Source organism: Salmonella sp. WC3, from assembly GCF_042932255.1.
GTDB lineage: Bacteria > Pseudomonadota > Gammaproteobacteria > Enterobacterales > Enterobacteriaceae > Salmonella > Salmonella enterica.
The window spans coordinates 3,226,205-3,249,286 of the sequence record NZ_CP170629.1 but is presented as its reverse complement, the minus strand read 5'-3'; the positions used below and the strand labels follow the sequence as shown (position 1 = coordinate 3,249,286).

The 23,082-nt window shown below is 56.5% G+C and carries 22 protein-coding genes, 1 tRNA gene and 6 pseudogenes; 21 read left to right on the top strand and 8 right to left on the bottom strand.

Annotation, left to right across the window (positions count from 1 at the left end):
- Window positions 1-178: 178 nt before the first annotated feature.
- On the bottom strand, window positions 179-673 hold the full coding sequence (eco, locus tag ACFK9X_RS16020; protein ID WP_061380659.1) for a serine protease inhibitor ecotin: 495 nt from the start codon (window positions 671-673) through the stop codon (window positions 179-181).
- 413 nt (window positions 674-1,086) lie between these two features.
- Here eco and napF point away from each other — a divergent pair, with 413 nt between their 5' ends.
- The 15 genes from napF (at window position 1,087) to ACFK9X_RS15945 (ending at window position 13,339) form a co-directional block, all read left to right on the top strand.
- Window positions 1,087-1,578, top strand: a complete 492-nt coding sequence (gene napF, locus ACFK9X_RS16015) for a ferredoxin-type protein NapF (protein ID WP_000228065.1) — start codon at window positions 1,087-1,089, stop codon at window positions 1,576-1,578.
- On the top strand, window positions 1,568-1,831 hold the full coding sequence (napD, locus tag ACFK9X_RS16010; protein ID WP_079968925.1) for a chaperone NapD: 264 nt from the start codon (window positions 1,568-1,570) through the stop codon (window positions 1,829-1,831). The genes napF and napD overlap by 11 nt, the downstream gene beginning before the upstream one ends.
- The gene (gene napA, locus ACFK9X_RS16005) at window positions 1,828-4,314 is read left to right on the top strand and encodes a nitrate reductase catalytic subunit NapA (protein ID WP_151117005.1); all 2,487 of its coding nucleotides are present in this window, start codon (window positions 1,828-1,830) and stop codon (window positions 4,312-4,314) included. The genes napD and napA overlap by 4 nt, the downstream gene beginning before the upstream one ends.
- A gap of 6 nt (window positions 4,315-4,320) precedes the next feature.
- A complete protein-coding gene (gene napG / locus ACFK9X_RS16000; protein WP_151117003.1) occupies window positions 4,321-5,016 on the top strand; it encodes a ferredoxin-type protein NapG in 696 nt (231 codons plus the stop codon).
- The gene (napH, locus tag ACFK9X_RS15995; RefSeq protein ID WP_000013533.1) at window positions 5,003-5,872 is read left to right on the top strand and encodes a quinol dehydrogenase ferredoxin subunit NapH; all 870 of its coding nucleotides are present in this window, start codon (window positions 5,003-5,005) and stop codon (window positions 5,870-5,872) included. The genes napG and napH overlap by 14 nt, the downstream gene beginning before the upstream one ends.
- A 115-nt stretch (window positions 5,873-5,987) precedes the next feature.
- Window positions 5,988-6,437, top strand: coding sequence for a nitrate reductase cytochrome c-type subunit (napB, locus tag ACFK9X_RS15990; protein WP_000835182.1), 450 nt, complete (start codon window positions 5,988-5,990; stop codon window positions 6,435-6,437).
- Window positions 6,438-6,446: 9 nt separating this feature from the next.
- Window positions 6,447-7,049 (top strand): cytochrome c-type protein NapC, encoded by a 603-nt coding sequence (gene napC, locus ACFK9X_RS15985; RefSeq protein ID WP_000431778.1) that lies wholly within the window; start codon window positions 6,447-6,449, stop codon window positions 7,047-7,049.
- Window positions 7,050-7,069: 20 nt separating this feature from the next.
- Complete coding sequence (gene ccmA / locus ACFK9X_RS15980; RefSeq protein ID WP_080077949.1) at window positions 7,070-7,687, top strand: cytochrome c biogenesis heme-transporting ATPase CcmA; 618 nt, start codon at window positions 7,070-7,072, stop codon at window positions 7,685-7,687.
- Window positions 7,684-8,343 (top strand): heme exporter protein CcmB, encoded by a 660-nt coding sequence (gene ccmB / locus ACFK9X_RS15975; RefSeq protein ID WP_061378614.1) that lies wholly within the window; start codon window positions 7,684-7,686, stop codon window positions 8,341-8,343. The genes ccmA and ccmB overlap by 4 nt, the downstream gene beginning before the upstream one ends.
- A gap of 51 nt (window positions 8,344-8,394) precedes the next feature.
- Window positions 8,395-9,132 carry a heme ABC transporter permease gene (locus tag ACFK9X_RS15970; RefSeq protein ID WP_000266003.1) on the top strand — a complete coding sequence of 246 codons (738 nt, stop codon included), beginning with the start codon at window positions 8,395-8,397 and terminating at the stop codon, window positions 9,130-9,132.
- Entirely contained in the window at window positions 9,129-9,341 is a 213-nt protein-coding gene (gene ccmD, locus ACFK9X_RS15965) for a heme exporter protein CcmD (RefSeq protein WP_000074110.1), read from the top strand. Before ACFK9X_RS15970 ends, ccmD begins: the two co-directional genes overlap by 4 nt.
- On the top strand, window positions 9,338-9,817 hold the full coding sequence (gene ccmE / locus ACFK9X_RS15960; protein WP_151115165.1) for a cytochrome c maturation protein CcmE: 480 nt from the start codon (window positions 9,338-9,340) through the stop codon (window positions 9,815-9,817). Before ccmD ends, ccmE begins: the two co-directional genes overlap by 4 nt.
- On the top strand, window positions 9,814-11,745 hold the full coding sequence (locus tag ACFK9X_RS15955; RefSeq protein WP_053445614.1) for a heme lyase CcmF/NrfE family subunit: 1,932 nt from the start codon (window positions 9,814-9,816) through the stop codon (window positions 11,743-11,745). The genes ccmE and ACFK9X_RS15955 overlap by 4 nt, the downstream gene beginning before the upstream one ends.
- Complete coding sequence (gene dsbE, locus ACFK9X_RS15950) at window positions 11,742-12,299, top strand: thiol:disulfide interchange protein DsbE (protein WP_114063919.1); 558 nt, start codon at window positions 11,742-11,744, stop codon at window positions 12,297-12,299. The genes ACFK9X_RS15955 and dsbE overlap by 4 nt, the downstream gene beginning before the upstream one ends.
- Window positions 12,296-13,339 (top strand): cytochrome c-type biogenesis protein CcmH, encoded by a 1,044-nt coding sequence (locus ACFK9X_RS15945; protein ID WP_053521161.1) that lies wholly within the window; start codon window positions 12,296-12,298, stop codon window positions 13,337-13,339. Before dsbE ends, ACFK9X_RS15945 begins: the two co-directional genes overlap by 4 nt.
- A 43-nt stretch (window positions 13,340-13,382) precedes the next feature.
- On the opposite strand, the gene narP is transcribed toward ACFK9X_RS15945, so the two are convergent.
- Window positions 13,383-14,030 (bottom strand): nitrate/nitrite response regulator protein NarP, encoded by a 648-nt coding sequence (gene narP, locus ACFK9X_RS15940; protein WP_001115497.1) that lies wholly within the window; start codon window positions 14,028-14,030, stop codon window positions 13,383-13,385.
- Window positions 14,031-14,759: 729 nt separating this feature from the next.
- On the opposite strand from narP, the pseudogene pagL reads away from it, so the two are divergent.
- Window positions 14,760-15,324, top strand: a pseudogene (pagL, locus tag ACFK9X_RS15935) (lipid A 3-O-deacylase PagL).
- A gap of 191 nt (window positions 15,325-15,515) precedes the next feature.
- Here pagL and ACFK9X_RS15930 read toward each other — a convergent pair.
- Together ACFK9X_RS15930 and ACFK9X_RS15925 are read right to left on the bottom strand one after the other, a co-directional pair.
- On the bottom strand, window positions 15,516-15,719 hold the full coding sequence (locus ACFK9X_RS15930) for a virulence protein MsgA (protein ID WP_001653202.1): 204 nt from the start codon (window positions 15,717-15,719) through the stop codon (window positions 15,516-15,518).
- A gap of 28 nt (window positions 15,720-15,747) precedes the next feature.
- Complete coding sequence (locus ACFK9X_RS15925) at window positions 15,748-15,906, bottom strand: hypothetical protein (RefSeq protein WP_001749124.1); 159 nt, start codon at window positions 15,904-15,906, stop codon at window positions 15,748-15,750.
- Between ACFK9X_RS15925 and ACFK9X_RS15920 the strand changes: the two are divergent.
- The 3 genes and pseudogenes from ACFK9X_RS15920 to ACFK9X_RS15910 form a co-directional block, all read left to right on the top strand.
- Window positions 15,866-16,546, top strand: a pseudogene (locus tag ACFK9X_RS15920) (phage tail protein); the annotation flags it as partial. The gene ACFK9X_RS15925 and the pseudogene ACFK9X_RS15920 sit on opposite strands and share 41 nt — an antisense overlap.
- On the top strand, window positions 16,529-16,813 hold the full coding sequence (locus ACFK9X_RS15915) for a hypothetical protein (RefSeq protein ID WP_001252690.1): 285 nt from the start codon (window positions 16,529-16,531) through the stop codon (window positions 16,811-16,813). The pseudogene ACFK9X_RS15920 and the gene ACFK9X_RS15915, both read left to right, overlap by 18 nt.
- Before the next feature lie 391 nt (window positions 16,814-17,204).
- Window positions 17,205-17,339: pseudogene (locus ACFK9X_RS15910) on the top strand (tail fiber assembly protein); the annotation flags it as partial.
- A 68-nt stretch (window positions 17,340-17,407) separates the two neighbouring features.
- Here ACFK9X_RS15910 and ACFK9X_RS15905 read toward each other — a convergent pair.
- Window positions 17,408-17,623: pseudogene (locus tag ACFK9X_RS15905) on the bottom strand (tail fiber assembly protein); the annotation flags it as partial.
- A gap of 257 nt (window positions 17,624-17,880) precedes the next feature.
- On the opposite strand from ACFK9X_RS15905, the pseudogene sspH2 reads away from it, so the two are divergent.
- Both sspH2 and ACFK9X_RS15895 read left to right on the top strand, forming a co-directional pair.
- Window positions 17,881-20,246 (top strand): annotated as a pseudogene (sspH2, locus tag ACFK9X_RS15900) (SPI-2 type III secretion system effector E3 ubiquitin transferase SspH2).
- An 87-nt stretch (window positions 20,247-20,333) separates the two neighbouring features.
- Window positions 20,334-20,556, top strand: a pseudogene (locus ACFK9X_RS15895) (DUF4113 domain-containing protein); the annotation flags it as partial.
- A gap of 310 nt (window positions 20,557-20,866) precedes the next feature.
- On the opposite strand, the gene ACFK9X_RS15890 reads toward ACFK9X_RS15895, so the two are convergent.
- From ACFK9X_RS15890 to ACFK9X_RS15880, 3 genes are all read right to left on the bottom strand, one after another.
- Window positions 20,867-20,943 (bottom strand) — tRNA-Pro (locus tag ACFK9X_RS15890).
- Between the two features lie 73 nt (window positions 20,944-21,016).
- Window positions 21,017-22,777: an LPS biosynthesis-modulating metalloenzyme YejM gene (gene yejM / locus ACFK9X_RS15885; protein ID WP_151117001.1), complete on the bottom strand. Its 1,761-nt coding sequence runs from the start codon at window positions 22,775-22,777 to the stop codon at window positions 21,017-21,019.
- A 31-nt stretch (window positions 22,778-22,808) separates the two neighbouring features.
- Complete coding sequence (locus ACFK9X_RS15880; protein ID WP_001135904.1) at window positions 22,809-23,036, bottom strand: YejL family protein; 228 nt, start codon at window positions 23,034-23,036, stop codon at window positions 22,809-22,811.
- Window positions 23,037-23,082 lie beyond the last annotated feature (46 nt).

The window sequence follows — 23,082 nt, the reverse complement described above, 5'->3', positions numbered from 1 at the left end:
CGGATGAACCGCCTGATGGCAGCCCTACGTCCGCACGCGGGTAGGCCTGATAAGATGCTACGCGTCGCCACCAGGCATCGGGCGAGCGGATTTCCAGACGTGTTTTGAAAAGAACCCCGGAGCGCTGCGTGAGTCGGCGTGTTCAGATGCCCGGTAAGTGTGACCGGGCAGCGTAACATTATCGCGTGACGGCGTTCTGTACGTTAGCGTCCGCTTTCCAGATGCGGTATTTCACGTCCACATTCGCCGGGGTATACACCACGATCGGCAGCTTGCTGTTGTAGCGCACCATCCCGTCTTCACCCAGCCAGGCGGTGACGAATTTTTGCTCTTTCTTACCTTCAGGGCAGGCCATCATGGTTGATACCGGAGAGGTGACGTTATCAAAGACATAATAGTCATAGCCCCAGCCTTCCAGCGTTTTTGTTTCCAGCGTGCCGCCGAGGCGATGCTGGTTACAATCCACATTCAGCGTTTGACCAATCAACAGTTCCACTTTGAGGGTAGATTCATCCTGCTGAGGGGTAAGGGTTATCACTTGCCGCTTCATTCCTTTTTCCGCCTGCGGATAGGGGGCGATTTTTTCCAGCGGCTGGGCGGTATCACCATTGTTAGCCCAGGCAGAGGCGCTGGCGAGGGCGGCGAAGACGACGGCAGGGACAAACATCTTCATTTGATTGTTCACAGTATTTCCTTTCTGCTGTTTTCGGTATGCATGGGAGACAGATTAACATATTTATTTTATCTATTAATCTGTATTTACTCATATTTTCAAGATTATTAATAAAATAGTGTCTTTTTATATAGTGGAATATTCCGATATTGATAACGTAAATGAAATTATCAACTATTAGTGATTTTCGTTATATAAGTATCTATATAACTCATTGAAATGTGAGAAAAAGCACGTTTACGGGTCTTTACCCGGCACTCTTTTGATCCAGCAACAGCATTTACCTCTATCGGGGTATGCATCTCTTACACATCCTGAAATATCTTATTTACAAAAATAACTACTCATAAATTGTACGGTTTTTATTGGCATTCACTCCCTATGGAAGCGTGTCGTTATGGAAGGGCGATATCATGGTTGATTTATCCCGTCGAAGCATGTTGACCGGCAGTTGGCGCAACGCCAGCAATGGGATTCTTCCGCCGTGGGCCAGAGAAACGACCTATTTTCTCGCACATTGTCTGCGTTGCGACGCCTGCATCCAGGCGTGTGAGGCCGACATCCTGCAGCGAGGGGCGGGGGGATATCCGAGCGTAGATTTCAAACGGGGCGAGTGCAGCTTTTGTTATGCCTGTGCGCAGGCCTGTCCCGAATCTCTCTTTCTTCCGCGCCACACCAGGGCCTGGGATCTGGTTTTTACGCTCACGGAAAACTGCCTCGCCAGGCAATCGGTTGAATGCCATCGCTGCCAGGACAGTTGTGAACCTATGGCCATTACCTTTCGTCCCACGCTATCCGGCATTTACCAGCCGCAGCTTGACTCGCAGGCCTGTAACGGATGCGGGGCGTGTGTGGCTATCTGTCCCGTGTCAGCCATCAAAGCGGAGAACCACCATGCGCACTAACTGGCAGGTCTGTAGCCTGGTCGTGCAGGCCAAAAGTCAGAACATCGCCGCCATTGGCACACAGTTGAACACGTTGTCGGGTTGCGAAGTCGCGTTAAGCGACGTTGAAAGCGGGCAGCTGATCGTGGTGGCGGAAGCAGATCAGAGTGAAACGCTGATGCAAACAATTGAGTCAGTACGCAATGTCGAGGGCGTACTGGCGGTGTCGCTGGTTTATCACCAGCAGGATGAGCAAGGTGAGGAAACACCATGAAACTCAGTCGTCGTAGCTTTATGAAAGCTAACGCCGTTGCGGCCGCTGCGGCGGCTGCCGGTCTGAGCGTGCCGGGCGTCGCCCGCGCCGTTGTCGGGCAGCAGGAAGCCATCAAATGGGATAAAGCGCCGTGCCGTTTTTGCGGAACGGGTTGCGGTGTGTTGGTGGGAACGCAGCAGGGCCGTGTGGTCGCCTGCCAGGGCGACCCCGACGCGCCGGTCAACCGTGGTCTGAACTGCATTAAAGGCTATTTCCTTCCCAAAATCATGTACGGTAAAGATCGTCTGACGCAGCCGATGCTGCGCATGAAAGACGGCAGCTATCACAAAGACGGCGAGTTTACGCCGGTGAGCTGGGAACAGGCCTTCGATGTGATGGAGGAGAAGTTTAAAACCTCCCTGAAAGAGAAAGGACCAGAAGCGATCGGCATGTTTGGATCGGGTCAATGGACCATCTGGGAAGGCTATGCCGCCGCGAAACTGTTCAAGGCTGGTTTCCGCTCTAACAACATCGACCCGAATGCGCGTCACTGCATGGCCTCGGCGGTGGTGGGCTTTATGCGCACCTTTGGCATGGATGAACCGATGGGCTGCTACGACGATATTGAGCAGGCCGATGCGTTTGTGCTGTGGGGGTCCAACATGGCGGAGATGCACCCGATTTTATGGTCGCGCATCACTAACCGCCGTTTGTCCGACCCGAACGTGAAGGTTGCTGTCCTCTCCACCTTCCAGCACCGCAGCTTTGAACTGGCGGACAACGGTATTGTCTTTACCCCGCAAAGCGATCTGGTGATCCTTAACTATATCGCGAATTACATTATTCAGAACAACGCGGTAAATCAGGATTTCTTCACAAAGCATGTGAATCTGCGTAAAGGGGCGACGGATATCGGCTACGGCTTACGCCCGACGCACCCGCTGGAAAAAGCGGCGAAGAATCCGGGCTCCGACGCTTCCGAGCCGATGAGCTTCGACGAGTATAAAGCCTTCGTGGCGGAATATACGTTGGACAAGACCGCTGAAATGACCAGCGTGCCGAAAGATCAACTGGAACAGTTGGCACAGCTCTACGCCGATCCGAATAAGCGCGTGATCTCTTACTGGACGATGGGTTTTAACCAGCATACCCGCGGCGTGTGGGCGAATAACCTGGTTTACAACCTCCATCTGCTGACCGGAAAAATCTCCCAGCCTGGCTGCGGTCCTTTCTCGCTGACCGGCCAGCCTTCCGCCTGCGGTACGGCGCGTGAAGTGGGAACCTTCTCACACCGTCTGCCCGCAGACATGGTCGTGACGAACGAAAAACACCGTGATATCTGCGAAAAACACTGGCAGATCCCCGCTGGCACTATCCCGGCAAAAGTGGGTTTACACGCGGTGGCGCAGGATCGCGCGTTGAAAGACGGCAAGCTGAACGTCTACTGGGTAATGTGTAATAACAATATGCAGGCCGGGCCGAACATCAATGAAGATCGGATGCCGGGCTGGCGCGATCCGCGTAACTTTATCATTGTCTCCGATCCTTACCCGACGGTGAGCGCGCTGTCTGCTGATCTGATCCTGCCGACCGCCATGTGGGTTGAGAAAGAAGGCGCTTACGGCAACGCCGAACGCCGCACGCAGTTCTGGCGTCAGCAAATTAAAGCGCCGGGCGAAGCCAAATCCGACCTCTGGCAACTGGTGCAGTTCTCCCGTCGTTTTAAAACCGAGGAGGTCTGGCCGGAGGCGTTGCTGGCCCAGAAGCCGGAGCTGCGCGGCAAAACGCTGTATGACGTTCTGTTCGCCACGCCGGCGGTCAGCAAATTCCCGTTGAGCGAGTTGAAAGAGGATCAGTTAAACGATGAGTCTCGTGAGCTGGGCTTCTATCTGCAAAAAGGGTTGTTTGAAGAATACGCCTGGTTTGGACGTGGCCACGGGCACGATCTGGCGCCGTTCGACGATTACCACAACGCGCGCGGTCTGCGCTGGCCGGTCGTCGAAGGCAAAGAGACGCAATGGCGTTACAGCGAAGGCAACGACCCGTATGTAAAAGCGGGGGAAGGGTACAAATTCTACGGTAAACCGGATGGCAAAGCGGTGATCTTCGCGCTGCCATTTGAACCCGCGGCGGAGTCGCCGGACAACGAGTACGATCTGTGGCTTTCCACCGGTCGCGTGCTGGAACACTGGCATACCGGCAGTATGACGCGCCGCGTGCCTGAATTGCATCGCGCCTTCCCGGAAGCAGTGGTCTTTATTCACCCGCTGGATGCGAAAGCGCGCGATCTGCGTCGTGGGGATAAGGTTAAAGTGTCGTCCCGCCGCGGCGAAGTGATTTCGATTGTCGAAACGCGTGGACGTAACCGTCCGCCGCAGGGACTGGTGTATATGCCGTTCTTCGATGCCGCTCAGCTAGTGAACAACCTGACGCTGGATGCGACGGACCCGCTCTCTAAAGAGACGGACTTCAAGAAGTGCGCCGTTAAGCTGGCGAAGGTGTAACGCGTTATGTCCCGTACAGCGAAACCCCAAAATGGCCGCCGCCGCTTCCTGCGTGATGTTGTGCGCACTGCGGGCGGGCTGGCGGCGGTTGGCGTGGCGCTGGGCTTGCAACAGCAAACCGCGCGCGCAACGGGCGTGCGGCTGCGTCCGCCTGGCGCGCTGAATGAAAATGTCTTCGCCAGCGCCTGTGTGCGCTGCGGGCAGTGCGTTCAGGTGTGTCCATACGACACGCTAAAACTGGCGACGCTGGCCTCCGGGCTATCGGCAGGTACGCCCTATTTCGTCGCTCGCGACATCCCCTGCGAAATGTGTGAAGACATTCCGTGCGCCAAAGTCTGCCCCAGCGGGGCGCTGAATAAAGATATCGCCTCCATTGATGACTCGCGCATGGGGCTGGCGGTGCTGCTGGATCAGGAAAACTGCCTCAACTTTCAGGGGCTGCGCTGCGACGTTTGTTACCGCGAATGCCCGAAAATCGATGAGGCCATCACGCTGGAACTGGATCGCAACATGCGCACCGGCAAACATGCGCGCTTTCTGCCCACCGTACACAGCGACGCCTGTACCGGCTGCGGCAAATGCGAAAAAGTCTGCGTACTGGAGCAACCAGCGATAAAAGTGTTGCCGTTGTCATTGGCGAAAGGGGAGTTAGGACACCATTACCGCTTCGGCTGGCTGGAGGGGAAAGATGGCAAATCGTAAACGCGACGCCGGGCGAGAAGCGCGGGCGAAAAAAGGCTGGTGGCGTAGCCACCGCTGGCTGGTGTTACGCCGTATCAGCCAGTTTATGGTGCTGGGGATGTTTCTCAGCGGCCCGTGGCTGGGCTTTTGGGTTTTGCATGGCAACTACAGCAGTAGTTTGCTGTTCGATACCCTCCCGTTGACCGATCCGCTGATTACCCTGGAAAGTCTCGCCAGTGGACATCTTCCCGCTACCGTGGCGCTGACGGGAGCAGTGATTATCGCTGTGCTGTATGCGCTGGCGGGAAAGCGATTATTTTGCAGTTGGGTTTGCCCGCTAAACCCCGTTACCGATTTGGCTAACTGGATGCGCAGGAAATTTGACCTGAACCAGTCTGCGACGATTCCACGCCATATACGGTACGTCCTTCTGGTGGTGGTGTTAATCGGTTCGGCCTTGACCGGCACGCTGCTGTGGGAATGGATTAATCCCGTGTCGCTGTTAGGCCGTAGTCTGGTTATGGGATTTAGTAGCGGCGCGTTGCTGATTATTGCTTTGTTTTTATTTGATTTATTAGTCGTTGAGCACGGTTGGTGCGGCCATATTTGCCCGATGGGCGCGCTGTATGGCGTGCTGGGCAGTAAAGGCGTAGTGACCGTGACGGCCAAAAAACGTGAGAAATGTAATCGCTGTATGGATTGTTTTCATGTTTGCCCGGAACCGCATGTGCTACGTGCGCCGGTGCTGGATGAGCAAAGCCCGGCGCAGGTCACTCACCGCGACTGCATGACCTGCGGTCGCTGCGTGGATGTCTGTTCTGAGGATGTTTTTACAATAACGATACGCAACATCATTCGGGATGCATCGCGGCGGTAAGCGAGGAAATCTCCAGGAGCATAGATAACGATGTGACTGGGATTTTCGAGCGCAGCCAACAAAGAGGCAGCTCGAAGGATGAAGTGTAAATGCGATGGAGTTCGGGAGCGAAACAATGAAAAGCCATGACCTGATGAAAGCGCTGTGTCAATGGATGGCCACGCTTGCCCTGGTGGTAAGTGGTGCGGTTTGGGCGGCAAACGGAGTGGATCTGAGCCAGTCGCCGGAAGTATCCGGGACGCAGGAAGGGGCGATTCGTATGCCGAAAGAGCAGGAACGTATGCCGCTAAATTACGTCAACCAGCCGCCGATGATCCCGCACAGCGTCGAGGGCTACCAGGTGACGACCAATACCAACCGCTGTCTGCAATGCCACGGCGTGGAAAGTTATCGTACGACGGGCGCGCCGCGTATCAGTCCGACGCACTTTATGGACAGCGACGGTAAAGTGTCGGGCAACGTCGCGCCGCGTCGTTATTTCTGCCTGCAGTGCCACGTACCGCAGTCTGATACCGCGCCGATTATCGACAATACCTTTACCCCCTCGCAAGGTTACGGGAAATAAGAGGTCATTATGGAAAATTCTAACCGTAAACCCGGCTGGATAAAGCGCGTCTGGCGATGGTGGCGCAGCCCCAGCCGCCTGGCGTTGGGGACGCTGCTGTTAATCGGTTTTATCGGCGGCATCATCTTCTGGGGCGGCTTCAATACCGGAATGGAAAAGGCCAACACCGAAGAGTTTTGTATTAGCTGCCATGAAATGCGCAACACGGTGTATGAGGAGTATATGGAAACCGTCCACTACAACAACCGTAGCGGCGTTCGTGCCACCTGTCCTGACTGCCATGTGCCGCATGAGTGGGGGCCGAAGATGATCCGTAAGATCAAAGCCAGTAAAGAGCTGTACGCGAAGGTATTTGGGCTGATAGATACACCGCAGAAATTTGAAGCTCATCGCCTGACAATGGCACAAAATGAGTGGCGGCGCATGAAAGACAACAACTCGCAGGAATGCCGTAACTGCCACAATTTCGACTTTATGGATCTGACCGCGCAAAAAGGCGTCGCGGCGAAAATGCACGATCAGGCGGTAAAAGATGGACAGACCTGTATCGATTGCCACAAAGGGATCGCGCATAAACTGCCGGATATGCGTGATGTTAAACCAGGTTTCTGACAGGACGTTGATGAGTGGGAATGCTTGAAGCCAGAGATCTGTACTGCGAGCGGGACGAGAGGACGCTGTTTCGCGGGCTGTCGTTCACCGTGGAGGCCGGGGAGTGGGTGCAGGTCACCGGCGGCAACGGCGCCGGAAAAACCACCCTGCTGCGCCTGCTGACCGGGCTGGCGCGCCCGGACGGCGGGGAGGTGTACTGGCAGGGCGAGCCCCTGCGCCGCGTGCGCGACAGCTTCCATCGCAGCCTGCTGTGGATAGGGCACCAGCCGGGGATTAAATCCCGCCTGACGGCGCGGGAGAACCTGCACTTTTTCCACCCCGGCGACGGCGCGCGTCTCCCGGAGGCGCTGGCGCAGGCCGGGCTGGCGGGATTTGAGGACGTGCCGGTCGCCCGGCTCTCGGCCGGGCAGCAGCGCCGGGTGGCGCTGGCCCGCCTGTGGCTGACCCGCGCCGCGCTGTGGGTGCTCGACGAGCCGTTCACCGCCATTGACGTTAACGGCGTGGCGCGCCTCACCCGGCGGATGGCGGCGCACACGGCGCAGGGCGGGATGGTCATTCTCACCACCCACCAGCCGCTGCCGGGGGCCGCGGACACCGTCCGCCGCCTGGTGCTGACCGGCGGGGAGGCCGGGCTGTGATGTGGCGTGTCTTCTGTCTCGAACTGCGCGTGGCGTTCCGCCACGGCGCGGACATCGCCGGCCCGCTGTGGTTCTTCCTGATGGTCATCACTCTGTTTCCGTTAAGCGTCGGGCCGCAGCCGCAGCTGCTGGCGCGTATCGCGCCGGGCATCATCCAGGTGGCGGCGCTGCTGGCCTCGCTGCTGGCGCTGGAGCGGCTGTTTCGCGACGACCTGCAGGACGGCAGCCTGGAGCAGCTGATGCTGCTGCCGGTGCCGCTGCCGGCGGTGGTGCTGGCGAAGGTGCTGGCCCACTGGGCGGTGACCGGCCTGCCGCTGATGATGCTCTCCCCGCTGGTGGCGCTGCTGCTGGGGATGGACGTGTACGGCTGGAAAATCATGGCGCTGACGCTGCTGCTCGGCACGCCGGCGCTGGGGTTTCTCGCCGCGCCGGGCGTCGCGCTGACGGCCGGCCTGCGGCGCGGCGGCGTCCTGCTGGGCATTCTGGTGCTGCCGCTGAGTGTCCCGGTGCTGATTTTCGCCGCCGCGGCGATGGATGCGGCATCGATGCATTTACCCGTTGACGGCTATCTGGCGGTGCTGGGGGCGCTGCTGGCGGGCAGCGCGACGTTAAGCCCGTTCGCCACCGCGGCGGCGCTGCGCATCAGTACGCAGTAGCGCCCCGGCACGACGGACATTTTACTGGTTTCAGGAGGTCAGGTGACGACTATGTGGAAAACCCTTCATCAGCTGGCGGCGCCGCCCCGGCTGTATCAGATTTGCGGCAGGCTCGTGCCGTGGCTGGCGGCGGCCGGCATCATCGCGCTGGCCACCGGCTGGGTCCGGGGCTTTGGTTTCGCCCCGGCGGACTACCAGCAGGGGGAGAGCTACCGCATTATGTACCTGCATGTCCCGGCGGCCATCTGGTCGATGGGTATCTATGCGGCGATGGCGGTGGCGGCGTTCACCGGGCTGGTCTGGCAGATGAAAATGGCCAGCCTTGCCGTCGCGGCGATGGCGCCGGTGGGGGCGGTGTACACCTTCATCGCGCTGGTCACCGGCGCGGCGTGGGGCAAACCGATGTGGGGCACCTGGTGGGTGTGGGACGCGCGCCTGACCTCGGAGCTGGTGCTGCTGTTTCTCTACGCCGGGGTCATCGCCCTGTGGCACGCCTTTGACGACCGTAAAATGGCCGGGCGCGCGGCGGGCATTCTGGTGCTGGTCGGCGTGGTGAACCTGCCGGTTATCCACTATTCCGTCGAGTGGTGGAACACCCTGCACCAGGGCTCGACGCGGATGCAGCAGAGTATCGACCCGGCGATGCGCTCGCCGCTGCGCTGGGCCATCGCCGGCTTCCTGCTGCTCTTTATGACGCTTTCGCTGATGCGGATGCGCAACCTGATTTTACTGATGGAAAAACGCCGCCCGTGGGTGAGCGAACTGATACTGAAAAGGGGGCACCGGTGAGTCCGGCATTTTCATCGTGGAGCGATTTTTTCGCCATGGGCGGGTACGCCTTTTTTGTCTGGCTGGCGGTGGCGATGACCGTGGCGCCGCTGGCGCTGCTGGCGCTGCACACGGTGCTGCAGCGCCGGGCCATTCTGCGCGGCGTGGCGCAGCAGCGGGCGCGCGAGGCGCGGATGCGTGCCGCACAGGCGCAACAGGAGGCCGCGTGAACCTGCGACGTAAAAACCGGCTATGGGTGGTCTGCGCGGTGCTGGCGGGCCTGGCGCTGACCACCGCCCTGGTCCTGTACGCGCTGCGCGCGAATATCGACCTGTTCTATACCCCCGGCGAAATCCTCTACGGCAAGCGCGAGACGCAGCAGCTGCCGGCGGCGGGCCAGCGTTTGCGCGTCGGCGGGATGGTGATGCCCGGCAGCGTCAGGCGCGACCCGGACTCGCTGAAGGTGAACTTCAGCCTCTACGACGCCGAGGGGGCGGTGACGGTGAGCTATGAGGGGATACTGCCGGACCTGTTCCGCGAGGGGCAGGGGGTGGTGGTGCAGGGCATCCTGGAGAAGGGCAACCACGTCCTGGCGCACGAGGTGCTGGCCAAGCATGACGAGAACTACACCCCGCCGGAAGTGGAAAAGGCGATGCAGGAAAACCACCGCCGCCCGCAACGCGCTGATAAGGACACCTCATCATGATGCCTGAATACGGCCACGCGCTGCTGTGCCTGGCGCTCGGCGTGGCGCTGCTGCTGTCCGTTTACCCGCTGTGGGGCGTGGCGCGCGGCGACGCGCGGATGATGGCGTCGGCCGGGGTGTTCGCCTGGCTGCTGTTTATCTGCGTGGCGGGCGCGTTTTTCGTGCTGGTACACGCCTTTGTGGTTAACGACTTCACCGTGGCCTATGTCGCCGGCAACTCGAACACGCAGCTGCCGGTGTGGTACCGGGTGGCCGCCACCTGGGGGGCGCACGAGGGCTCGCTGCTGCTGTGGGTGCTGCTGATGAGCGGCTGGACCCTGGCGGTGGCGGTGTTCAGCCGGCAGGTGCCGGCGGATATCGTCGCCCGGGTGCTGGCGGTGATGGGGATGGTCTGCGCCGGTTTTCTGGCGTTCATCCTGTTCACTTCCGGCCCGTTCGCCCGCACGCTGCCGGCCTTTCCGGTGGAGGGGCGTGACCTGAACCCGCTGCTGCAGGACCCGGGGCTGATTTTCCACCCGCCGCTGCTGTACATGGGCTATGTCGGCTTCTCGGTGGCCTTCGCCTTCGCCATCGCCGCGCTGCTGAGCGGGCGTCTGGACAGCGCGTTCACCCGTTTTGCCCGCCCGTGGACGCTGGCGGCGTGGGTGTTCCTGACGCTGGGCATCGTGCTCGGCTCGGCGTGGGCCTACTACGAGCTGGGCTGGGGCGGCTGGTGGTTCTGGGACCCGGTGGAGAACGCCTCCTTTATGCCGTGGCTGGCGGGCACCGCCCTGCTGCACTCGCTGGCGGTCACCGAACAGCGCGCCGGCTTCAAGGCGTGGACGCTGCTGCTGTCCATCTGCGCCTTCTCGCTGTGCCTGCTGGGCACCTTCCTGGTGCGCTCCGGGGTGCTGGTGTCGGTGCACGCCTTCGCCTCCGACCCGGCGCGCGGGATGTTTATCCTCGCCTTTATGGTGCTGGTCACCGGCGGCTCGCTGCTGCTGTTCGCCGTGCGCGGGCACAGGGTGCGTTCGCGGGTGAACAACGCGCTGTGGTCGCGCGAGTCGTTGCTGCTCGGCAACAACGTCCTGCTGATGGCCGCCATGCTGGTGGTGCTGCTGGGCACCCTGCTGCCGCTGGTGCACAAACAGCTGGGGCTGGGCAGCATTTCGGTGGGGGAGCCGTTCTTTAACACCATGTTCACCTGGCTGATGGTCCCCTTTGCCCTGCTGCTGGGGGTGGGGCCGCTGGTGCGCTGGGGTCGGGACCGGCCGCGTAACATCAGGAAACTGCTGTGGGCTGCCGTTGTCACCACCCTGGTGCTGTCGGTACTTTTGCCATGGCTGCTGGAAGATAAAATCATCGCCATGACGGCGGTGGGGATGGCGATGGCCTGCTGGATTGCGGTGCTGGCGGTGGCCGAAGCCGTACAGCGCGTGTCCCGCGGCACGAAAACCTCTCTCAGCTACTGGGGAATGGTGGCGGCGCACCTCGGGCTGGCGGTGACGATTACCGGCATCGCCTTCAGCCAGAATTACAGCGTGGAGCGTGACGTGCGGATGCGGGCGGGCGACAGCGTGACCATTCACGACTACCGCTTCACCTTCCGGGAGGTGCGGGACATCACCGGCCCCAACTACCGCGGCGGGGTGGCCCTCATCGGGGTGACGCGCCACGGCGAGCCGGAGGCGGTGCTGCACGCGGAGAAACGGCTCTACAACACCAGCCGGATGGTGATGACCGAGGCGGCGATTGACGGCGGGCTGACCCGCGACCTGTACGCCGCGCTCGGGGAGGAGCTGGACAACGGCGCGTGGGCCGTGCGCCTGTACTACAAACCGTTTGTCCGCTGGATATGGGCCGGGGGGCTGCTGATGGCGCTGGGCGGACTGCTGTGCCTGGCGGACCCGCGCTACCGCCGCCGTAAACCATTGCCGGAGGCCGGATGAAACGCAACGTACTGTTATTACCGTTACTGATTTTTCTGCTGATTGCCGCGGCGCTGCTGTGGCAGCTGACGCGCAACGCGCAGGGGGATGACCCGACGAATCTCGAATCGGCGCTGACCGGGAAGCCGGTGCCGGCGTTCCGCCTGGAATCGCTGGAGACACCGGGTCAGTACTATGAGGCGGAGGTGCTGACGCAGGGGAAACCGGTGCTGCTTAACGTCTGGGCCACCTGGTGCCCGACCTGCCGCGCCGAGCATCAGTACCTGAACCGGCTGGCCGCGCAGGGTATCCGGGTGGTGGGGCTGAACTATAAGGACGACCGGGCGAAGGCGGTGGCCTGGTTAAAGGAACTGGGCAACCCGTATGCGCTGAGTTTATCGGACAGCGACGGGATGCTGGGGCTGGACCTGGGCGTGTACGGCGCGCCGGAAACCTTCCTCATCGACGGCAGGGGGATTATCCGCTACCGCCATGCGGGCGATTTGAATGCCCGGGTATGGGAAAGTGAACTGAAACCGCTGTGGGACAGATACAGCCGGGAGGCGGCGCAATGAGACTGTTACCGGGCATGGTGATGCTGATGCTGGCGCTGGTTATCGCCGGGTCAGCGCGGGCAACCACCGACGTGATGCCGTTTAAAGATGAAGCGCAGGAGCAGCAGTTCCGCCAGCTCACGGAGCAGCTGCGCTGCCCGAAATGCCAGAACAACAGCATTGCGGACTCGAACGCGATGATAGCCACCGACATGCGTCGCAGGGTGTATGACCTGATGCAGGAGGGGAAGAGCCGCCAGGAAATCATCGATTATATGGTGGCGCGCTACGGCAACTTTGTCACCTACGACCCGCCGCTGACCCCGCTGACGGTGCTGCTGTGGGTGCTGCCGCTGGCCGCCATCGTGGCGGGCGGGTGGATAATCGTCGCCCGGACGCGCCGGCGGGTGCGCCTGCGCCGGGAGCCGCTGCCGGCGGACACCCCGGTTTGCGGCGCGCGCGCCGGGTGGGGCGTTTACGTGCCGGGGGCCGTCATTGCGCTGGCGGTCGGCGCCGGCAGCTACGCCCTGACCGGCAGCTATCCGCAGGTGAGGGCCTGGCAGCAGGCAACGGCGCAGACGCCGGGACTGCTGGCGCGGGCGCTGGACCCGCAGGCGCAGCCGCTGAATGAGGAGGAGATGGCGCGGCTGGCGCTGGGGCTGCGCACCCGCCTGCAGAATGATGCCGGCAATGTTGAGGGCTGGCTCATGCTGGGGCGCACCGGTATGGTACTGGGTAATGCCGGTACCGCCACCGGGGCCTATGCGAACGCTTACCGTCTGGACCCGAAAAACAGCGATGCGGCGCTGGGCTACGCGGAGGCGCTGACGCGCTCGTCCGACCCGGAGGATAACCGCCGCGGCGGGGAGCTGCTGCGCCGGCTGGTGAGCCGCGACCACACGGATATCCGGGTGTTAAGCCTGTATGCGTTCAGCGCCTTTGAGCAGCAGCGCTTTGGCGAGGCGGTGGCGGCCTGGGAGATGATGCTGAAGCTGCTGCCGGCGGGTGACGCCCGGCGGGCGGTGATAGAGCGCAGTATCCGGCTGGCGCAGGAGAAATAATGCCCTGACGGCCCGGTGGCGTGGCGCCATCGGGCCTGGCTTGTTACTGTATTCCGCGTGTTTGTAAAAATAGAATGGTCGCCGCGACGCGTGAGCGCACGTTTAGCTTGCGAAGTAGATTACGAATGTGCACCTTAACCGTCTGCTCAGAAATATTCAGTACTGACGCAATCTGTTTGTTAGAAAGCCCCTGCGCCAGCTCATGCAAGACATCTAACTCTCGTTCGGTCAGGATACTAAAGGGATCTTCCTGCGCGCCAAACCGTTCGCGCTCACGCAGATATTCATTGACCCGATCGCTAAAGACTTTACCGCCGTTAGCGCCTTTGCGAATGGCCTCCAGCAGCACTTCCGGATCGCTATCTTTGAGCAGATAACCGTCGGCGCCGGCGTCGATCAGCGCGTAGATGTCGCTGGCGGAATCCGAGACGGTAAGAATAATAATTTGCGCCGTCACACCATCCCGGCGTAGCGCGTTCAGGGTATCTAACCCGCTCAGACCTTTCATATTCAGATCCAGCAGGATCAGATCGGGCTCAATGCGATTCGCCAGATCGATCGCACTCGCCCCGTCACCCGCTTCGGCAACGACATGAAAAGCCGGGTCCAGTTCCAGTAATTGACGAATACCTCGCCGCATAAGTGGATGGTCGTCCACAATAAGCACCTGAAAAGGTGTTACTTCAGGCATGCTGTATCTCCTGAGTTTTATTAGAATGATTATTGTTTTCAGCGCGGAAATCGTCCAGATTTGCCACATTGTCAAGCGCGTAAATTTTACCCTAATTAGTGCATGGGTAAGTAGTAAAACCTGTGACAGGCGAGTAATTAGCTGAACGATAGAAAGGATAAAACAACCCGTTGTGAGAGAAAACAGAATACTCCCTGAAGTTGAATACTGGTCTGGACGCTTTTTTCGGACAATGTGACATAACAGAAGTGTGGCATATGTTGCTGCGCCCTTGCACCCGTAAGTCCAGACTATCTTTACTGGCAGGAAATTCCTTATTAAAAGTCATAGCGTCTAAAGCTTGTCATTATTAACAAATTATTTTAACTGAATTTATTTATGGTTTTATTAATGTCAATGATATACATCTGAGCAGAACGAATAAACCGCGACATCTGTTAAATTAAATATTAAGTCAATAGCAGAGGTATTTTTATGCGATAAAGAGATTCTGACGATATTCTTATCATAAATGAAAATGTGGTCAGAAATGAGTGTCATTCACTTATAACTTATCCTGGATGTGCCTGAACAACACTCGCGGCGTTTTGAGCACCCGTTGGGGCGACTCAAGGGGAGAACGTAGTGTGGATGCTATATCAGCCGTTTCTGTGAGCGTAAGCGTGGCGTAGAAAATTTTAAATATGTTAGCCGGTTAAAAATAACTATTGACATTGAAATGGTGGTGGAGTGTATATGAAGAGAATATTTATATATCTATTATTACCTTGTGCATTCGCATGTTCTGCTAATGATAATGTTTTTTTTTGGCAAGGGCAACAAGCATCAGATCTCTTTTGCTGCGGGAGAAAGTATAAGAAGAGGAGGGGTTGAGCACTTATATACGGCTTTTCTGACATACAGTGAACCCAGCGATTTTTTCTTTTTACAGGCAAGAAATAATCTGGAGTTAGGAGGATTTAAGGCTAAGGGTAGCGATGATTGCAGTAAACATTCTGGCAGCGTTCCCTGCAATAAATATAACCAGGGCGTATTGGGTATCTCGAAGGATGTGGCGCTGGTTCATTTCGCTGGTATCTATACCGGTATTGGTCTGGGGGCTTATATAAAATCTAAGTCGCGAGATGATATGCGTGTCAATTCTGCATTTACCTTTGGAGAAAAAGCGTTTCTTGGCTGGAACTTTGGGGCTTTTTCTACAGAAGCTTATATCCGGCATTTCTCGAATGGATCACTTACGGATAAAAATTCAGGGCATAATTTTGTAGGTGCTTCAATTAGTTATAATTTCTGAAGTTGAATAACAATTAGCGAGTTGCTGGCTGAAGGAGTAATTAATCACCGTACGTTGTCTACAAAACGTGTTGTGAATAGCCGATCGTTATCGACCCTATGGCGACAGGGAGGCTAATTGTTAGCGACAAAGGCGTGGTAGGCCGTTTACCTTACCAGAACGTTTTATTATTGCTGCGACAGATTGCTTACTCATTTACCTGCCACTGCAAACATTTTTTCCAGTATAGGGTGTAGATGCGCTTTTTCTGTTTTAGTACAAACATGGTTTACGTTAGTTGCCTGCATTGACTTTACTGTGACCACTGCACAGGAAAGATGTCCAATCAGTTCATGCAAAATCAGTTCATGCAAAATAACGTCTCTGGCATCAGCTAACTTTTTAATTGTAGGCATAAAAAAACCAGCCCTGACAGGCTGGTTTTCAAGGGGAATTTTGGTCGGCAGCTTCATCCGCAGCATCTGCGGAGAGCAGCGCAGGTACGGCGACCACAAAAGCCGGGGAGGCATCAGCCAGCGCGGCGTCGGCTGACACAGCCAGAACGGCGGCAGCCGCCTCGTCATCAGCATCGTAGGCATCCACCCACGCCGCCGCATCTGATACCAGCGCATCACTGGCAGCGCAAAGCAGAGCTGCAGCCGGAGAATCGGCAACCAGAGCCGAAGAGGCCGCGAAACGGGCCGAGGATATCGCAGACGTGATTTCCCTGGAAGATGCAAGCCTGACGAAAAAAGGTATCGTTAAATTAAGCAGTGCCACGGACAGTGACAGCGAAGCGCTGGCGGCCACACCAAAGGCGGTAAAAACCGTTATGGGTGAGGTACGGACCAAAGCGCCGCTGGACAGCCCGGCATTCACTGGAACGCCGACCACACCGACGCCGCCAGGCGATGCTAAAGGGCTTCAGACAACAAACGCGGAGTTTGTCCGCAAACTGATTGCCGCGCTGGTTGGTTCCGTACTGGAGCCACTGGACACCCTGCAGGAACTGGCTGACGCGTTGGGAAATGATCCGAACTTTGCCACCACGGTACTGAATAAACTGGCGGGCAAGCAGCCGCTGGACGAAACCCTGACGGCGCTGTCAGGAAAAAGCGTTGACGGTCTTATCGAATACGTTGGTTTGCGAGAAACCATAAGTCGTGCCGCCGATGCATTATAAAAATCACAGAATGGCGGCGATATTCCGGACAAGGATTTGTTTGTGCGTCGTATCGGTGCCGCGCGAGCGTTTGATGGCGCAGTTACTATCGGCTGTGATGATAATCCGTGGACGACGGCGGAGTTTATCGTCTGGCTGGAGTCTCAGGGCGCATTCAATCACCCTTACTGGATGTGTCGTGGCTCCTGGTCTTACGCTTATAACAAAATCATCACGGATACTGGCTGCGGTAATATCTGTCTCGCTGGCGCAGTGATTGAGGTAATGGGAGTGCGTGGCGCGATGACTATTCGGGTGACAACGTCCCATTCAGTATCTGGTTGGTGATACGTGGGTGACAGCCCCAAGTGTATAAGAAGGAGTAATTATGACAGCGGAAAAAAAATAAAAAGAACAAACAGTTTTTAAATATTAAAAATTTCATTCCGTATGCACCGGAACCAGATGACATATTATTCGCCGATGCGGCGTATCTTAAATCAGAGGATGGTCAGGACTGGTATGGGTGCCAGCAATTATTTTCAGCAGACACGCTGAAAATTACCTACGACGATAACGATGTTATTACGTGTATTACGCGTGATGTTTCCGGGCTGTGGCCTGCTGGCCAGAGCGTTGCAGAGTTGCCTGATACGGATGAAAACCGTCGCGCTGATATTCATGCTGCTGGCAGTTTAAAGACGGTAAAGTCGTTCAAAGGGTTTATTCGCCGGAAGAGCTGCGCAGGCAGGCAGAATCGAAAAAGGAAAAACTGCTCGAAGAAGCCGAAGCCGTTATTACGCCACTGGCGCGTGCAGTAAAGCTGGGTATCGCGACTGATGAGGAGCAGAAGCGACTGGAGGTATGGGAGGAATACAGCGTTCTGGTTAATCGGGTGGACACATCAAAACCTGACTGGCCGGAAAGACCAGCCAGTAGTCGTTACTGTGGTAATGGAGGCCACCTGATTGCTGTGAAGGTGGCCTCATCTGAAACACCTGTTAAGTCCAGCGATTTAAGAACATTGATATCATTCATCCACAGAATTAAAGCCGCTTTATTTTCATTACTGATAATCCCCAGCGTTAATTCTATGCGCCAGTCCTTAATGGCATTATCTGAATCGTTAAGTAATTTCTGCCGGGTGACTTCTGCCTGCCAAAATTGAACGCCCGGGCGTTGATACCGGATGATCTGGTCATCGTGGAAAGCGACCCTGAAAAATCGACACTTTAGCTGTAAAATGACAGTCCCGCCATCCGGTCATCATAACGGATTTTTCTTCTGCACCTTCTGAAGCCCGCCATGGCAGGACGACCATGAATCCGCCGATAACCTTATTGTGAAATTAAGACCAGGAAGAGATGATGTCTGCCGGACAGATACTATATGTAAATTTATAAAGGTTTTTTGTTATGCCCTTTCATATTGGAAGCGGATGTCTTCCCGCCACCATCAGTAACCGTCGCATTTATCGTATTGCCTGGTCTGATACCCCCCCTGAAATGAGTTCCTGGGAAAAAATGAAGGAATTTTTTTGCTCAACGCACCAGACTGAAGCGCTGGAGTGCATCTGGGCGATTTGTCACCCGCCGGCCGGAACGACGCGGGAGGATGTGATCAACAGATTTGAACTGCTCAGGACGCTCGCGTATGCCGGATGGGAGGAAAGCATTCATTCCGGCCAGCACGGGGAAAATTACTTCTGTATTCTGGATGAAGACAGTCAGGAGATATTGTCAGTCACCCTTGATGATGCCGGGAACTATACCGTAAATTGCCAGGGGTACAGTGAAACACATCGCCTCACCTTGGACACAGCACAGGGTGAGGAGGGCACAGGACACGCGGAAGGGGCATCCGGGACATTCAGGACATCCTTCCTCCCTGCAACAACGGCTCCACAGACGCCAGCAGAGTATGATGCTGTCTGGTCAGCGTGGAGAAGGGCTGCACCCGCAGAAGAGTCACGCGGCCGTGCAGCAGTGGTACAGAAAATGCGTGCCTGCCTGAATAATGGCAATGCAGTGCTTAACGTGGGAGAATCAGGTCTTACCACCTTGCCAGACTGTTTACCCGCGCATATTACCACACTGGTTATTCCTGATAATAATCTGACCAGCCTGCCGGCGCTGCCGCCAGAACTGCGGACGCTGGAGGTCTCTGGTAACCAGCTGACTAGCCTGCCGGTGCTGCCGCCAGGACTACTGGAACTGTCGATCTTTAGTAACCCGCTGACCCACCTGCCGGCGCTGCCGTCAGGACTATGTAAGCTGTGGATCTTTGGTAATCAACTGACCAGCCTGCCGGTGTTGCCGCCAGGGCTACAGGAGCTGTCGGTATCTGATAACCAACTGGCCAGCCTGCCGGCGCTGCCGTCAGAATTATGTAAGCTGTGGGCCTATAATAACCAGCTGACCAGCCTGCCGACGTTGCCGTCAGGGCTACAGGAGCTGTCGGTATCTGATAACCAACTGGCCAGCCTGCCGACGCTGCCGTCAGAATTATATAAGCTGTGGGCCTATAATAATCGGCTGACCAGCCTGCCGGCGTTGCCGTCAGGACTGAAGGAGCTGATTGTATCTGGTAACCGGCTGACCAGTCTGCCGGTGCTGCCGTCAGAACTGAAGGAGCTGATGGTATCTGGTAACCGGCTGACCAGCCTGCCGATGCTGCCGTCAGGACTACTGTCGCTGTCGGTCTATCGTAACCAGCTGACCCGCCTGCCGGAAAGTCTCATTCATCTGTCTTCAGAGACAACCGTAAATCTGGAAGGGAACCCACTGTCTGAACGTACTTTGCAGGCGCTGCGGGAGATCACCAGCGCGCCTGGCTATTCAGGCCCCATAATACGATTCGATATGGCGGGAGCCTCCGCCCCCCGGGAAACTCGGGCACTGCACCTGGCGGCCGCTGACTGGCTGGTGCCTGCCCGGAAGGGGGAACCGGCTCCTGCAGACAGATGGCATATGTTCGGACAGGAAGATAACGCCGACGCCTTCAGCCTCTTCCTGGACAGACTGAGTGAGACGGAAAACTTCATAAAGGACGCGGGGTTTAAGGCACAGATATCGTCCTGGCTGGCACAACTGGCTGAAGATGAGGCGTTGAGAGCAAACACCTTTGCTATGGCAACAGAGGCAACCTCAAGCTGCGAGGACCGGGTCACATTTTTTTGCACCAGATGAAGAACGTACAGCTGGTATATAATGCAGAAAAAGGGCAATACGATAACGATCTCGCGGCGCTGGTTGCCACGGGGCGTGAGATGTTCCGTCTGGGAAAACTGGAACAGATTGCCCGGGAAAAGGTCAGAACGCTGGCTCTCGTTGATGAAATTGAGGTCTGGCTGGCGTATCAGAATAAGCTGAAGAAATCACTCGGGCTGACCAGCGTGACGTCAGAAATGCGTTTCTTTGACGTATCCGGCGTGACGGTTACAGACCTTCAGGACGCGGAGCTTCAGGTGAAAGCCGCTGAAAAAAGCGAGTTCAGGGAGTGGATACTGCAGTGGGGGCCGTTACACAGAGTGCTGGAGCGCAAAGCGCCGGAACGCGTTAACGCGCTTCGTGAAAAGCAAATATCGGATTATGAGGAAACGTACCGGATGCTGTCTGACACAGAGCTGAGACCGTCTGGGCTGGTCGGTAATACCGATGCAGAGCGCACTATCGGAGCAAGAGCGATGGAGAGCGCGAAAAAGACATTTTTGGATGGCCTGCGACCTCTTGTGGAGGAGATGCTGGGGAGCTATCTGAACGTTCAGTGGCGTCGTAACTGATGCACCAGGTGAATGAGGTGCGGTGCGACAAAGATATTCCCGGACGAACAACATCAGACAGTACGGATGATGTACAGGTGAAATAGGGGAGACTTCTTCAGTCAGGGCGCGGCGCAACTTTTTCGATGATAACGCGCCGCGCGCCGGTAGCGAGAAGCCGATGGAAGTACTGGATCACCTGAATGCAAAGAAGGGCTGGGGAAAGCTGTACTTTGCCGGGGAGGGTATCCAGCAACAGTGGGCTATGAAGAGAAACATACTGTCATCCCGATATACCACCCGCTATGAAGACCTGCTTCAGGTTAAGTGACAGGTTTACCCTGATTTTCAAATTTCTGATGTGATGGTGTGCCGCAGCCACATTGTATGCAAGAACGGGCTGCGGCAAACTGGCGATCGTTCGATAGTGCGTGTATTGAATAGTTACCAGTCGTGGCGGATTCTACTGGTTAAGGATGACTAATCAATGTATTTAAGTCATCTGTTCAACTTTTCGCGTTGGAGGGAGCTTGAAGTCAATTTGCAGTGACCTTCGATAGCTATTTCACCATCATTTCACCATTTGCAAATTGGATATATAAAAAAACCAGCCCTGGCAGGCTGGCTTTTAAGGGGAATTTTGGTCGGCACGAGAGGATTTGAACCTCCGACCCCCGACACCCCATGACGGTGCGCTACCAGGCTGCGCTACGTGCCGACTTGTGGGTGCTAATACTACCTCTTTCCAACGCGAATGCAAGGGGAAACGGTGCTAACTGATTTATAATTAATCAGTTAGCGATAAAACGTTTCTCTTCTGTTAGCACTTGCAGCAGCAGACTGAGCTGCGGCTTCTGATCTTTGATCTTCTCGCCGTGTAAGTCATAGGTCTGATAATGACCGTTATTATTGAGCACCAGGGTCATTTGCGGCGTCGTGATTGCCAGCGTACTGCCGTCTGCCGCCGTTACCCAGTTATGGCGACGTGGAACGGTAAAGATGTCCTGGCCCTGTGAATATTCGTTCGCTGGCGTGCTGACATGTAACAGGCGTTGCATCAACGTGGTCATCACATCGGTATGATCGGTAAGCACATTAATACGCTGCGCAGGCGTCCCCGGCCAGTGGATCACCAGCGGTACTTGCAGATGACCTTGCGACCAGTCGAAGCGATTTTCTTCCGGCGTCAACGGTATGCCGCGTCCTGCGGTAATGATCACGACAGTATTGTCGAATTTACCGGCCTCTCGCAGCGCGTTCAGAACCCGATTGATTTGCGCATCCACGTCGCTGGTGGCACTGGCGTAACGCTTAACAAAATTTTTCTGGTTACTGTCATCAATATTAGTACCGTTAAACGATATCCATGAGAACCAGCGGTTATCTTCCTGTGCGTAGCGCCCAAGCCAGTCTATCCACTGGCTGGCCGTTTGCGCATCAGACTGCGTTTGCGCTGCCGGCATCGAGAAATCGGACAGTAATGCCTGACGGTAAAGCGGGCTGGCGAAGCCATCCGAAGAAAACAGTCCCAGTTGATAGCCTTGCTGATTCAACGCGGTAATGAGCGCCGCAGGGGTTCTGGTGGATAACACGCCATCCATATAGCCTGGCGATATGCCATAGAACAGGCCGAAAATACCGTTATCAGTGGTATTCCCTGAACTCATATGACGGGTGAAGTCGATGTTTTGCTCGGCAAATGTAGCCAGCTCCGGCATCTGCTTCTCAAAGCGAGAATAGTTCAGGCCGTCTACGGTAATGAGCAGCACATTCTGACCGGTGCCCATATCGCGATAGTGCAAATTGCTGAGCGGGTACTGAACGGAGACCGCTTCCGGATTGCCTTGCTCTACCAGACGGCGCTGATATTCCTGCGCATCCAGCAGACCATGTTTTTCAAGAAAACGTCGCGCCGTCATCGGATAAGAGAGCGGCAGGTTTGCCCGCTGCATGGTAATCGGCCGGTAAAAATTAGCGTCTGCCCAGATGTAGATAAGATGCGATGCGATAAAGGAGACGAAAAAGAATGCCGCAAGCGGCCTTGCGAAATGGCGGCGGCGCGTGAGACTGCGCAGCTTTTGCCAACTCCATGTCGCGAATAGCATCTCAATCAATAAGATAACCGGCACGCTAATAAACATAAGCTGCCAGTCGCGCGCCATTTCGTTCTGGTCAGGGTTGATGACCAGCTCCCAGACAATGGGGTTAAGATGCAGGTGAAAACGGGTAAAGACTTCGCTGTCGATAAGCAACAACGTCATACCTGCGGTCGCCAGAATGGCTGATAAAAACCGCATCAGCCGCTGGGACATCACGATAAACGTGAGCGGAAAAAGAATAAGCAAATAGGTGGCGAACACCAGAAAGCTAAAGTGCCCGACAATGCTCAGGTAGGAGTATATGCGACCCGCAAGCGTTGTCGGCCAGTCGGCGACAAACAGGTAACGGCTGCCGAGCAACGTAGCCAACAGTATATTGAACAGAGCGAACCAGTGCCCCCAGCTAACCATCTGGGAGACTTTTTCACGGTAGCGCTGACGATGAGTTACCATACCTGTCGCTTGTTTCTCCGGAGTCGGCTTTTTAGTGCGCGTTGTCTTCGCTAATCGAAGACTGCAAGGCGCGGGCAAAAGAGTTCGCAATCGCCTGGCGTTGAGCCGGCGCAACGCTGGTGTTGATAAGGTTGGTGACCATATTTCCCAGCACCATCAGGGAAAGATCGGTCGGCGCCTTATGTTTTTCCAGTACACTGAGCAGTTCGCTCAGCAGTTGTTCAACATGTTCATCACTATAGCGGGAGAGTTGTGGCATAAATCAAAATCTGTTTGTTCATGAAAGGGCAACATATTACCGTAGC